This window comes from Streptomyces niphimycinicus (assembly GCF_018883605.1).
Lineage (GTDB): Bacteria > Actinomycetota > Actinomycetes > Streptomycetales > Streptomycetaceae > Streptomyces > Streptomyces niphimycinicus.
Genome location: NZ_JAHLEM010000485.1, coordinates 1 through 13,248 on the forward strand (window position 1 = coordinate 1; position 13,248 = coordinate 13,248).

A 13,248-nucleotide genomic window follows, 5' to 3' on the forward strand; every position below is an offset into this window, starting at 1 on the left:
CCCTCACCCTCAACCACCACCACGCCAAAGAACTCCTCACCGACCTCGGCGAACCAGCCCGCCAAGTAGGCATCGCCGCCGTCAACGGCCCCGGATCCGTCGTCGTATCCGGGCCACCCGAACAGGTCGCCCACGCCGTGACCGCGTGTGAAGAGGCGGGCCGCCGGGCCCGGCTCATCGACGTGGACTACGCCTCCCACAGCGCCCAAGTGGACCAGATCGCCGAGGAGTTGCATGAGGTTCTGGCCGGGGTGAAACCGGTGCCCGGTCACGTGGCGTTCTACTCGACGGTCACCGGCGCCCGCATGGACACCAGCGGGCTCGACACCGCCTACTGGGTCACCAACCTCCGCGAACAAGTACGGTTCGCCGACGCCGTACAAGCACTCCTCGACGACGGCCACCGCGTATTCATCGAAGCCAGCACCCACCCCGTCCTCACCATCGGCATGCAGGAGTGCATCGAGGAGGCGGGGGTCGACGCGGTGACCGTCCCGACCCTGCGGCGCGACCACGGCGGCCCGGACCAACTGGCACGCTCCGTGGCGCAGGCGTTCACCGCGGGGGTCGGGGTCGACTGGACCCGCTGGTTCCGCGCCGACCCCGCACCCCGCGTCATCGACCTGCCCACGTACGCCTTCCAGCGTGAGCGGTATTGGCTGGACGGAGCGGGCGGGCCGGGTGGCGATCCGGCCGATCTGGGGCTGACGTCCGCGGGCCATCCGCTGCTCGGCGCCGCCGTGGAACTCGCCGACGGCACCACCCATGTGCTCACCGGCCGCCTCTCCGCGCGGTCCCATCCGTGGCTCGCCGAGCATGTGGTGGCGGGGGCGGTGCTGGCGCCGGGCGCGGTGCTGGTGGAGTGGGCGCTGCGGGCGGCCGACGAGGTCGGCTGTGGCGGGGTGGAGGAGCTCGCGCTCCAGGTTCCGCTGGCGCTGCCCGAATCCGGTGGGCTGCGGGTGCAGGTGGTGGTGGGCGCGGCGGCGGAGGACGGGCGGCATGAGGTGCGGATGTACTCCCGCCCCGACCGGCTCGACGGCGATCGGCTCGACGGCCCCGACCGTCCTGGTGGCCCCGGCCCGGCCCTCGATTCCGGTCCGGACGCGGGGTGGGTGTGTCATGCGGTGGGCGTGCTCGCACCCGCGGCCGAGGTCCCCGCACCGGTGGAGGGTCTGGGCGGGACGTGGCCGCCACCGGGTGCCGAGCCGCTGGACGTCGGTGCCTTCTATGAGCAGGTGGTGGCGGCGGGTTACGGATACGGCCCGGCGTATCGGGGGCTGACGGCCGCGTGGCGCCATGGCCGGGATGTCCTCGCCGAGGTGACGCTGCCCGATGCCGCGGGTGGCCAAGACGGTTTCGGCATCCACCCTGCGTTGCTGGACGCGGCGCTGCATCCGTCGCTGCTGATGGACCGGCCCGAGGGGCAGGAGGACGACGGCCAGGTGTGGTTGCCGTTCGCCTGGAACGGCGTGTCCCTGTGGGCCACCGAGGCGGCCACCGTACGGGTGCGGCTGTCGCGGGACGAGGAGCGGCAGTCGCTGCGGCTGACGGTGGCGGACACGGTGGGCGCTCCGGTGCTCACGGTCGATTCGCTGGTGACCCGCCCGGCCGCGACGGACCGGCTGCGTTCGGCCGCGGCCGCCCGTGCCGTGGACGGGCTGTTCACCCTGGACTGGACGCCGCTGCCCGCCGCGGCCACCGCGCCGTCCCCGACGTCGGTGGTCGGCGAGGGCGGCTGGGTGGTGCTGGGCGAGGACCGGCTGGGGCTGGCGGAGCCGGTCGCGGCCGGGGTGGACCCCGATGCCACGGTGTGCCATCCGGACCTGGAGGCGCTGATCGCAGCCGTGGACGCGGGTGAGCCCGCCCCTGCCGTCGTCCTGGTCCATCCATACGCCGCTGAGGGTGGCCACGGGGACGGACTGGGGGCGGTCGAGGAGCTGCTGGGGCTGGTGCGGTCCTGGCTGAGGCGACCGGCCCTGGCCGATGCGCGGCTGGTGGTCGTCACACAGGGTGCGATGGCGGCCGACCGTCCGGGCGAACACACCGATGACCCCGACGGCACCCCGCTGGATCCGTCCGGTGCCGGGGCGTGGGGGCTGATGCGCAGCGCCCAGTCGGAGAACCCGGGCCGGTTCGTACTGCTCGACCTCGATGCGGGCCTCGAGGGTCGCGAGGGCCTGGTGACGGCCGTGGTGCGCGCGATCGAGTCGCATGAGCCCCAGGTGGCGCTGCGGGACGGACGGGTGCTGGTGCCCCGGATGGCCCGCGCGAGGGCAGCGACAGCAGCGACGGGCACGCCGGACCCGGTCGTCGACGATCAGGACGAGCAGGAGAAGACCCCCGGACTCGACGCCGATGGCACCGTGCTGATCACGGGTGGCACCGGCACCCTGGGCGCTCTGGTCGCCGAGCATGTGGTGCGCACCTGGGGAGTCGGGCATCTGCTGCTGGTGAGCCGCAGCGGTCCGCAGGCCCTCGGTGCCGGTGAACTCGCCGACAAATTGAGGGAGTTGGGCGCCGAGGTGCGGATCGCCGCGGTCGATGTCACCGACCCGGACGCGGTGGCCGCTCTGGTGGCCGGGGTCGATCCCGCGCATCCGCTGACCGGTGTCGTCCATGCGGCCGGGGTGCTGGACGACGCCGTCCTCACCACCCAGACGCCGGAGCGGCTGGCGCGGGTGTGGCGTCCGAAGGCCACGGCCGCGGCTCATCTGCACGCCGCTACCGCGGAGTTGCCGCTGTCCCTGTTTGTGATGTTCTCCTCCACGGCGGGCACGCTGGGCGCTTCCGGCCAGTCCAACTACGCTGCGGCGAACGCCTATTGCGACGCCCTGGCCGCCCGGCGCCGCGCCCTCGGCCTGCCGGGTCTCTCGGTGGCATGGGGCCTGTGGGCGGACGCCAGCGGGATGACCGGACATCTGGAGGAGGCGGACCGGGCCAGGATGGCCCAGTCGGGCATCGGGGCGATGTCCAGCGAGCGGGCGCTGGGGCTGCTGGACGCCGCCGTGCGCCACGGCCACCACCATCTGATCGCCATCGATCTGGACGTCCGGGCCCTGGCGGGACAGCCCGCGCTCACCCTGCCCGCTCCGCTGCGGGCGCTCACCGGTGGCGGTACGGCGCGGCGCACCGCGGCCACCGCCCGGCCGCATACCGACTGGGCCGGTCATCTGGCCGCGCTGCCACTGGAGGAGCAGCGGCGCACGCTGCTCAGTCTGGTCCTCACCCATGCCGCGGCGGCGCTGGGCCACTCCGACCCCGGGCGGATCCAGACCGAGCGCGGCTTCCTGGAACTCGGCTTCGACTCGCTGACCGCGATCGAACTGCGCAACAGGCTGACCGCCGTGACCGGGCTGCGGCTGGCCACCACCCTGATTTTCGACCATCCGAATCCGGCCGCGCTCGCCGCGCATCTCCATACGGAACTGGCGCCCGAGGACGTGGATCCGCTCACCCCGATGCTGGGCGAAATCGACAGGATGGAAAGCGCGCTGCTTTCCGTGGCCCGGGACGAGGCGGCGCGGGAAGCGCTGCTGGGGCGCCTTCGGAGCACCTTGTCGAAATTGGGCGCCCTGCACGGCGGCGGAACGGAGGAAGGCCCCGCGGCCGGACGAATTCAGGACGCCACGGCCGACGAGATCTTCCAGTTCATCGACCAGGACCTTGGCCGAAGCGACAGCAACGGAGAGCATGCACATGGGGGCACACGGTGATTGATGAGCGAAGCCGGAAGAAACTCATCCTGGAGCACAGCCGCCGGATGAACGCCGCGGATATCGACGGGCTGCTCGAACTCTACGCGGACGAGGTGACTTTCGAGGATCCGGTCGGTTCGGGGCGCAGGACCGGGCGGGACGCCCTTCGTGAGCATTTCGAGGAGCTCGCCGCGGCGGGTATCAGCGAGATTCCCGGTGAGCCGGTCGCGGGGCAGGACGGTGTGCATGTCCTGGTGCCGGTGACGGCCACCATGGCCTATCTGCCCAAGGGCCCCGGATTCGCCGAACGCGGCTGGCTGACGGCCCCGGACAGCCCGGAGGACTCCCGCATCACCTGGGACTACGTCCTGATGATGCGCGCGGGGGCCGGCGGTCTCATTCAGGAACTTCAGATGTTCTGGGGGAGGTCGGACATTGACATCACCGGCTGATCCCCGACGATCCCGGCACCGCACAGGAGGCGTTCATGGCCGATGAGGCGACCCTCAAGAAGATGGCCCTGGAATACGCGCGGCGGATGAACGCCGGTGATGTCGAGGCCGTATTGGAGCTGTTCTCGGACGACATCGTCTTCGAAGACCCGGTCGGCGCGCCCCCGCTCATCGGAAAGGACGCCCTTCGCGGACATATCGCCTGGTCCATCGAATGCCAGGTGCATGAGACCCCGGGCCGTCCGGTCACTTCGATGGACGGCCGCAGGGTGGCGGTGCCGACCACGGTCACGGTGTACGCACCGGCGAAACTCACCTTCAGCATCATCGGTGTGATCGAACTCGGTGATGACGGTCTGGTCCATCACGCCCAGGCGTTCTGGGGCATCACGGATACGAAAGTGGGCGACGGCCCCGAACTCAGCGGTGTCGCGCATTTCATGGCGGTCACCCAGAACCTCGCCAAGATGGTCCAGGCCAAGGGCAGCCCCAGTCCGATGTAAAAGGCCGTAAGCGGTGAAGGGACGAAAGCAGAACCATGACCGAACCCAAGCACGGAATCGTTCTGGGCGGAGGCTGGGCGGGAATGCTGGCTGCCCATGTGCTGGCCCGCCATCTGGAGCGCGTCACCGTCGTGGAGCGCGATGTGCTGCCGGACGGCCCCCGGCACCGTAAGGGATCGCCGCAGGGACGCCATGTCCATGTGCTGTGGTCCAGCGGTGCGCGCATCGTGGACACGCTGCTGCCGGGCATGATCGACCAACTGCTCGACGCGGGCGCCCGCCGGATCGGATTCCATCAGGACCTGGTGACCTTGACGTCCCACGGCTGGCAACACCGCTTTCCACCGCGGCAGTACGCCCTGATGTGCACCCGCCCGTTCCTGGACTGGAAGGTCCGCGACCGCGTTCTGGCCACCGGGCGGATCGCCCTGCGCCAGCGCGCCGAGATCCTCGATCTGGTCGGCGACGCCAAACGGGTCACCGGGGTCCGGGTGCGCGATATGGACACCGGTGCGCGGGAGACGCTGGAGGCCGATCTGGTGATCGACGCCTCCGGGCGCGGTTCCCGGCTCCGGCACTGGCTGTCCGCGCTGGAGGTGCCGCCGCTCGATGAGGACATCGTCGACGCGGGCATCGCGTACGCCACCCGCGTGTACCAGGCGCCGCCGGGTGCCGCCGCCGGATTCCCCGCCGTCAACGTGGCCGCCGACCACCGGCTGCGCGAGCCGGGCCGGTTCGGGGTGGTGTATCCGCAGGAGGACGGCACCTGGATGGTGACCCTGTCGTGCACCCGGGGCGCCGGACTGCCCGCACACGACGACGACTTCCTGCCCTACGCCCGGACGCTGCGCCATCCGCTGGTCGCCGATCTCATCGCCCTCGCCAAGCCGCTGACCTCGGTGGCCGTCTCGCGTGTCGGCGCCAACCGGCGGCTGTATCCGGAGCGGCTGGACATCTGGCCGGAGGGGCTGCTGGTGCTCGGGGACGCGCTGGCGGCGTTCAACCCCATCTACGGCCATGGGATGAGCTCCGCGGCTCGTGCGGCCGCCGCGCTGGACACCGAGCTCCAGCGGTCCGGGACCGATGGGGGAGCGACCCGCCGGGCCCAGCAGGCGATCAGCGCCACCGTGGACGATCCCTGGATCATGGCCGCGTCCAAGGATGTGGAGTACGTCAACTGCCGGATGAGCGCGACGGATCCGCGGCTGACCGGCGGGGCCGTGGCCCGGCAACGCTTCTCCGATCTGATCTCCGACCGGTCGATCCGTTCCTCGGCGGTGTGCGATGTGGTGACCGATGTCATCAGCCTGACCGCCCCGCAGTCCGAGCTGGCGTCCAACGGCTTTCTGTCGCTGATGCACAAGGACCGGGTCCTTCCGGAGCTGACCGAGCCGCCGTTGACCGCCGAGGAGCTCGCGCTGGTGAAGCTGACTCCGCGCAGCACGGTGAGTGCGGGCGGCTCATGAGCAACGAGGAAAAGCTCGTCGACTATCTCAAGTGGACGACGGCCGAGCTGCACGAGACCCGGCAGCGGCTGCGGGAGGTCCAGGCGGAGCCGGCGGAGCCGATCGCCGTCGTCGGCATGGCCTGCCGCTTTCCCGGCGGTGTGCGCACCCCGGAACAGTTGTGGGACCTGGTGGCCGATGAGCGGGACGCCGTCTCCAGCTTCCCCACCGACCGGGGCTGGGAGCTGGAGAACCTCTATCACCCCGATCCGGAGCACCACGGCACCTCGTACGTCCGGGCCGGTGGCTTCATCTATGACGCGGCCGACTTCGACGCGGAGTTCTTCGACATCGGCGCCCGGGAGGCGGCGGCCATCGAACCGCAGCAGCGGATGCTGCTGGAGCTGGCCTGGGAGGCGACGGAGAGCGCGGGCATCGATCCGCACACCCTGCGAGCCAGCCGGACCGGCGTCTATACGGGGGTGATGTACCACGACTACGCCTCGCGTCTGGAGGAGATTCCCGAGGGGCTGCTGGGCCATGTGGGCAACGGCAACGCGGGCAGTGTGTCCTCGGGCCGGGTGGCGTTCACCCTCGGTCTCCAGGGCGCGGCGGTCTCCTTGGACACCGCGTGTTCGTCGTCGCTGGTGGCGATGCATCTGGCGGCCGGATCGCTGCGGCGGGGCGAGTGCACGCTGGCGCTGGCCGGTGGCGCCGCCATCATGTACACCGCGAGCGTCTTCCAAGTGGCCTCCAGCCAGCGCCAGTTGTCCCCCGATGTCCGGTGCCGGTCGTTCGCGGACGCCGCCGACGGCATGGTGTACGGGGAGGGCGCCGGTCTGGTGCTGCTGGAGCGGCTGTCGGACGCGCGGCGCAACGGCCATCCGGTGCTGGCCGTGATCCGCGGCTCGGCGATCAACCAGGACGGTGCCAGTACGGGCATGGCCGCTCCCAACGGCCCCGCCCAGCAGCAGCTCATCCGCGATGCCCTGGCGGACGCCCGGCTGTCCACGGGGGACGTGGACGCGGTGGAGGCGCATGGCACGGGTACCGCGTTCGGCGACTCCATCGAGCTCCAGGCGCTGCTCGCCACGTACGGCCAGGACCGTCCGGACGACCGGCCGCTGCTGCTGGGATCCATCAAGTCGAACCTCGGTCATACGCAGGCCGCCGCCGGAATGGCCGGTGTGATCAAGATGGTGATGGCGATGCGCCGGGGCGTGCTGCCGCGTTCGCTCCATATCGACCGGCCGACCCGGCTGGTGCACTGGCGCAAGGGCGCGGTGCGGCTGCTGACCGAGCGGATGGACTGGCCGCGGATGGACCGGCCGCGGCGGGCCGGGGTGTCCTCGTTCAGCGCCAGCGGCACCAACGCCCATGTGATTCTCGAGCAGTTCACCGAACCGGTCGAGGCCGCTGCCGACAACAGCGGCGCGCGGGATGCGGGGGTGGTGCCATGGGTGCTGTCCGCGCGGAGCGCGGCGGCGCTGCGCGGACAGGCCGGTGCGCTGGCCGCGCATACGGCGGCGGCCGGTCCGGGGCTGTCCCCCGCCGATGTGGGATGGTCGCTGGTGACCACGCGGTCGGCCTTCGACCACCGGGCGGTCGTGGTCGGCCGGGGGCCGGACGAGCTGAGGGCGGGGCTGGCGGCGCTGGCGGCTGGTGAGCGGCATCCCTCGGTGGTGGGGCCCGAGGTGGCCCGTACCGGCGCGGCGGCCGCCTCGGCGGGCGGGGCGGTGTTCGTCTTCGGTGGCCAGGGTGGCCACCTCCCGGGGGCGGGCGCCGAGTTGTACGACCGGTTCCCCGTCTTCGCCACCGCCTTCGACGAGGCCGGTGAGCTGCTGGGAATGCGGGGGGACCGCGACGCGTCCTCCCCGGCGGGGCTGTTCGCCCTCTACGTCGCCCTGGCCCGGCTGCTGGCCTCGGTGGGGGTGCGCCCCGACGCGGTGGTGGGCCGTGGGGTCGGTGAGATCGCCGCGGCGCACATCTCCGGTGCTCTCGACCTCGCCCACGCCTGCCGCCTGGTGGCCACCGGCACCGATCCGAGCACGGTGGAGTACGAGCGGCCGCCCCTGCCCTCGCTGGACGAGGCCGGTGTTTTGTGGGAGCTGGGGCCGGAGGCGATGCTGACCTCCGCCCCGGGGGCGCTGGTGCTGTCGCCCTTCCGGGACAAGGGGATCGAGGGGGCCGAGAGGTCCGAAGGGGCCGAAGAGTCCGAAGGGTCCGAGGTGCGCGAGCTGATGTGCGGCCTGGCCCGTATGCACACCATGGGCGCCACCGTGGACTGGCCCGCACTGTTCTACGGCGATCCGGCTCCCCGCACCGTCGCCCTGCCCACCTATGCCTTTCAACGACAGCGCTTCTGGCTGGAGAACGAGGCTCCGGCGGATGCCGTGCCCCGGGTGGAGACCTGGGCGGACGCCGAGTTCTGGGATGCCGTGGCCCGTACGGACACGGCGGCCCTGACCCGGGCGCTCGAGGTCCCCGCCGACCGGCGGGAGATGCTCGCGGAGATCCTGCCCGCCCTGGCCACCTGGCGGCGGCAGCGGGAGTGGCGCTACCGCATCGCCTGGAAGCCCCTCGCCGACCCGCCGGCGCCCCGGCTGACCGGCACCTGGCTGGTCATCAGCAGCGACGACGCCAAGGTCGCCGCCGTGACCACCGCCCTGAGCGACCATGGCGCCGAGGCCGTCGTATTCACCCCGGGCACCACACCATCGGACGACGAGACCCGGGCCCGGCGGATGTCCGAGGCCGTCGCCGGTCGGCCGGTCGCCGGGGTGCTCTCCCTGCTGGCGGTGGAGCCACCGGCCGACGACGGACGCGGCCCGGCGCTCGCCCCGACCCTCGATGTGTTCGAGACGCTGCGGCGGGCCGGGATCGAGGCCCCGGTGTGGCCGGCCACCCGTGGTGGCGTCGGCATCGACCTGGGCGATCCGATGTCCCGTCCGGAGCAGGCCCGCTTCTGGGGTCTGGGCGGGGCGCTGGCGATGGAGCGTCCGCGCTGGTGGGGCGGGCTGGTCGACCTGCCGGAGCGGTTCGACGACCGGGCCGGGCGGCGGCTCGCGGCGGTCCTGGCCGGGGCGTACGGCGAAGCGGAGGTGGCCGTGCGCGGCGACGGCTGCTTCGCCCGCCGCCTGGTGCGCGACGTACCCACCGCCCTCACCAGCCCCGCCCGACGGCTCCGGGGAACGGTCCTCATCACGGGCGCCGCCACCACCCTGGCCGCGCACACCGCCCGTTGGGCGGCCGAGGACGGCGCCGAACATCTGCTGCTGGTCGACACCGCGCCACCGGCCGCCGATCTGGTGGCCGAGCTGAGCGCCATGGGCGTACGGGTGTCCGTGGCCACGTTCGATGTGGCGGACCCGGAGGCGCTCGCCGCGGCGGTCGCGGGCCTTCCCCCGGAGCTCCCGCTGACGGCCGTTCTGCATCTCACGGCGCCGCTGGCCGCCGAGGCGGGGCAGTTGGAGACGGCGCGGATCGAGCGCGAGTGGGCGGCGACGGTGGCGGGCGCGGTGAACCTCAGCGCCCTCGGCAGCAGCCATGAGCTGTCGGCCCTGGTCCTCGGATGCTCGATCGTGGGCGTCCTGCCCAGCCCTGGTCTGGGCAATCAGGCACCGGCCCACGCCTATCTGAGCGCGCTCGCCCAGCAGTGCCGGGCCCGGGGTGTTCCGGCGACCTCGGTGTGCTGGGGCTCGATCGACGACCCCGACACGGCCGTCGGCGCCGCCAAGCAGCTCCGGACCAACGGGATGCCCGCACTGCCCCACCACTCGGCCGCCGCCCTGCTGCGGCAGGCGGTCATGGCGGACACGGCGTCCGTGGTCATCGCGGACATCGACTGGAGCTGGATGACCGCACACGCCTCCGAGCTGGGACGGCATCGGCTCTTCGATGACCTTTCCGGCCCCTCGGCCACACCGCATACGCACCGCGGTCGGTGATCACGCCGACCGGCCCCAACCAGGCGGGAGTACCGATGAACGCACACACCACCGTCAACAACCACACCCCCGGCGACGCCGGCCCTCAAGGAGACGGATCCGCGATGCAGACGGAGAAGAGCGAGACCGCACTGGACGGGGCGGCGCTGCACCAGGCGCTCGCCATCGCCACGGCCGAGGAGCGCGAGGACATCCTGCGGGAGACCGTACGGACGCAGCTCGCCGACATCCTGGCACCCGCCGTGGTGGACGACGACAGCAACTTCCTGGAGAACGGGCTCACTTCGCTGACCGCTCTCGAACTCACCCGCAATCTGATGACGCTCACCGACGTGGAGATCCCCCTCGTCGCCATTCTCGAGTACCCCACCCCCGCCCAGCTCGGCCACTACCTCGCCGAGGCGTACGCCGCGGTCAACTCCGGTGACGGCGCCACGGCCTAGCCCGGCCCGCAGGGCACAACGCCGCGCGGGAGGGGGACGAACCCCCTCCCGCGCGGCGTTTTCCCGTTGGTCGTACGGGCGGCTCCGCCGGTACGTCAGAACGCGCAGTCCACGTGTTTGATGGCCTCGACGAAGCTGGCCACCAGCCGCCGGGGCTCCCCCACCGTGCGGATCTCCGGCAGCCGGCTGAACAGCTCACGGAAGAGCACCGTGACCTCCATCCGGGCGAGATGGGCGCCCAGGCAGAAGTGCGGGCCGACCGACCCGAAGGTCATATGCGGATTGGGGTCCCGGGTGATGTCGAACTGGTAGGGGTCGGTGAAGACGCCCTCGTCCCGGTTGGCGGACCAGTAGAAGAGCAGCAGCTTGTCGCCCTCCTGGAAGCGGTGGCCGTTCACCTCGCAGTCCCGCTTGACGGTTCGGCGCATCCAGTTGATGGGGGTCGCGACCCGCAGAATCTCCTCGACCGCGCCCGGCACATAGGTCTCGAAGTCGGAGAGCAGCAGCTTCCGCTGCTCCGGATGCTCGGTGAGCAGCACCAGCCCACGTGAGATCGCGTTGCGGGTGGTCTCCATTCCGGCGACGACGAGCAGGATGAAGAAGGAGGAGAGTTCCTCGGGGCTCAGCCGCTCACCGTCGATCTGCGCCTGCACCAGCCGGGTGACCAGATCCCCGGTGGGGTTACGGGTGCGGTCGGCGGCGAGCCGTGAGATGTATTCGGCGAGTTCATGTGAGGTCTTCAGCAGGGCGGCGGTGGCCTGATCGGCCCGGGGAACATATTCGGGGTCGAAGGTGCCGACGATGACATTGGACCGGTCGTAAATGAACTCGTAGTCGTCGCCGGGAATCCCCATCATGCCGCTGAGCACCGCGATCGGCATGATCGCCGCGACGTTGCGGACGAAGTCGCCCGGACCGTCCGCGATGAGGTCGTCGACAATCTTCCGGGCCGCCTTTTGGGACGCCACCTCGAACTCGGCGGCCATTCCCCGGCCGAAGGCACGGGACACCAGCCGGCGCAGCCGGGCGTGCTGGGGATTGTCCATATTGATCATCGATCCGAAGAAGCTGTTGAACTCCTCCGGCAGATCGATGATGCTGATCGCGGTGGGCAGCGAGCCGAAGTCCTGCGGGCGGCGGCTCACCTCGGCGATATCGGCATGCCTGACCATCGCGTAATAGCCGGACCCACGCCCGAACCCGGGCATGACCGGTTCGCGGAAGAGCACGGGTTCCGGCCGTCGGCGCAGTGCCGCGAAGGCGGCGTCACGGTCGCCGTAGGGCTGGGCCCAGAAGGACAAGTCGGTGAGGTCGATGTTGTCGACATGGGCGAGCCTCGATTCCGGGGGATACACAGCGCCTCACTTCAGCTCGGAGTCTACGGAGTCCACGGTCGGTAAAGAGTTGGGTCGGCAGGAGAGAATGAATCGCCCGGCGGCCCAGCATCTCGCGTCCCGCTTAAGCGCCGCTAATCCGCGCATACCTCACATCCCCAGCGGTCGAATCCGATTGGGCGGCCCGGCTAGAATTCCGGCATGGATCTTTCCGTGCCCGTAACCGACGATGTGAAATTGCATTTCCGGCACCGGCCGGGAACGGCGTCGCCGCCCTTTCTCCTGGTCCATGGCATGGCCTCCAGCGCCCGGCTGTGGGACGAGGTCGCCGACCATCTGGCCGCCGCGGGCCATGCGGTGTACGCGGTGGATCTGCGCGGCCACGGGGACTCCGACACACCGGAGACCGGCTACGACACCCCGACCGCGGTCGCGGATCTGGTGGCGGCGGCCGCCGCCCTCGGGCTGGACCGGGTGGTGGTGGCCGGTCACTCCTGGGGCGGCAATGTCTCGGTGCGGCTGACCGCCGAGCACCCCGAGCTGGTGGCCGCGCTGGCGCTCGTGGACGGCGGCTGGCTGGAGCCGGCCAAGGCGTTCGCGTCCTGGGACGCGTTCGTCGGGGCGCTGCGGCCCGCGTCCCTGGAGGGCGCCACCGTGCAGAGCGTGAGCGACTACTTCCGCGCCATCCACCCGGACTGGTCCCCGGCGGCGATCGAGGCCGCGGTGGACACGATGCTGGTGAACCCGGACGGGTCGCTGTCCCGCCGCATGTCCACCGAGCAGCACATGTCGATCCTGCACAGCATCTGGAACGAGCCGCCGAGGCCGTGGTACGCGGCCATCACGGTGCCCACCCTGCTGATGCCCGCCATTCCCAAGGGCGCGGACGGGAAGTGGGCGGACCGCATCCGCTCCCGTATCAAGGAGACCACGGCCGATCTGCGCCACGCGACGATGCGGGAGTATCTCGACTCCGAGCACGATCTGCACGCCCAGCGTCCGCGGCGGGTGGCCGACGATCTGCTCGACCTGGCCCGCGGCGTGCGGTCGGCCGGCGGCGCTCGCTGACCGGCACGGCGCCCCAGACCCGCTCACCGGGGAGCCGGTGCGCCGGGCCGGGCATCGACATCACCCAGTAGTCCATGACCGCCACTGGCTGCTAGGGCCTGTCGTTTGGATCAGGCCGGGCTCGCGGGGTCTGGCCTGATCCAAACGACAGACCCTAGGCCCCCCGCAGGGTCTCGGCCCGCTTCTCGATCGCCGAGATCAGCGCCCCGACCATGGCCTCGAAGATCTGCTCGTCCGTCACCTCGGCGAGTTCGGCGCTCAGGCCTGTGATGTTGGGGAATGCCTGCGGGTCGACCAGCCGGTACTCGCGGGTCCAGGCGGACTCATCGGCAGCGCGGACCTCCGGGGCGAACAGGAGATA

8 protein-coding genes and 1 pseudogene are annotated in these 13,248 nt (G+C 71.3%); 7 read left to right on the top strand and 2 right to left on the bottom strand.

All coding sequences use genetic code 11. The annotated features are described in order from the left end of the window. The 6 genes from KN815_RS33715 to KN815_RS33740 all read left to right on the top strand — a co-directional run. A partial coding sequence (locus tag KN815_RS33715) for a type I polyketide synthase (protein ID WP_216345647.1) occupies positions 1–3,713 on the top strand: 3,713 nt, incomplete at its 5' end. Continuing rightward, the gene (locus KN815_RS33720) at positions 3,710–4,147 is read left to right on the top strand and encodes a nuclear transport factor 2 family protein (RefSeq protein ID WP_216345648.1); all 438 of its coding nucleotides are present in this window, start codon (positions 3,710–3,712) and stop codon (positions 4,145–4,147) included. The genes KN815_RS33715 and KN815_RS33720, both read left to right, overlap by 4 nt. 35 nt (positions 4,148–4,182) lie before the next feature. Beyond that, a complete protein-coding gene (locus KN815_RS33725) occupies positions 4,183–4,650 on the top strand; it encodes a nuclear transport factor 2 family protein (RefSeq protein ID WP_059149499.1) in 468 nt (155 codons plus the stop codon). A gap of 35 nt (positions 4,651–4,685) precedes the next feature. After that, on the top strand, positions 4,686–6,116 hold the full coding sequence (locus tag KN815_RS33730) for an NAD(P)/FAD-dependent oxidoreductase (protein WP_216345649.1): 1,431 nt from the start codon (positions 4,686–4,688) through the stop codon (positions 6,114–6,116). After that, positions 6,113–10,042 (top strand): type I polyketide synthase, encoded by a 3,930-nt coding sequence (locus tag KN815_RS33735; RefSeq protein WP_216345650.1) that lies wholly within the window; start codon positions 6,113–6,115, stop codon positions 10,040–10,042. Before KN815_RS33730 ends, KN815_RS33735 begins: the two co-directional genes overlap by 4 nt. 35 nt (positions 10,043–10,077) lie before the next feature. Beyond that, entirely contained in the window at positions 10,078–10,485 is a 408-nt protein-coding gene (locus tag KN815_RS33740) for an acyl carrier protein (protein WP_078638925.1), read from the top strand. 95 nt (positions 10,486–10,580) lie between these two features. On the opposite strand, the gene KN815_RS33745 is transcribed toward KN815_RS33740, so the two are convergent. Then, positions 10,581–11,840, bottom strand: coding sequence for a cytochrome P450 (locus KN815_RS33745; RefSeq protein ID WP_216345651.1), 1,260 nt, complete (start codon positions 11,838–11,840; stop codon positions 10,581–10,583). A 180-nt stretch (positions 11,841–12,020) separates the two neighbouring features. Between KN815_RS33745 and KN815_RS33750 the strand changes: the two genes are divergently transcribed. Further along, on the top strand, positions 12,021–12,887 hold the full coding sequence (locus KN815_RS33750) for an alpha/beta fold hydrolase (protein WP_216345652.1): 867 nt from the start codon (positions 12,021–12,023) through the stop codon (positions 12,885–12,887). A 154-nt stretch (positions 12,888–13,041) separates the two neighbouring features. Here the strand turns inward: KN815_RS33750 and KN815_RS33755 are convergent. Beyond that, a pseudogene (locus KN815_RS33755) lies at positions 13,042–13,248 on the bottom strand (hypothetical protein); the annotation flags it as partial.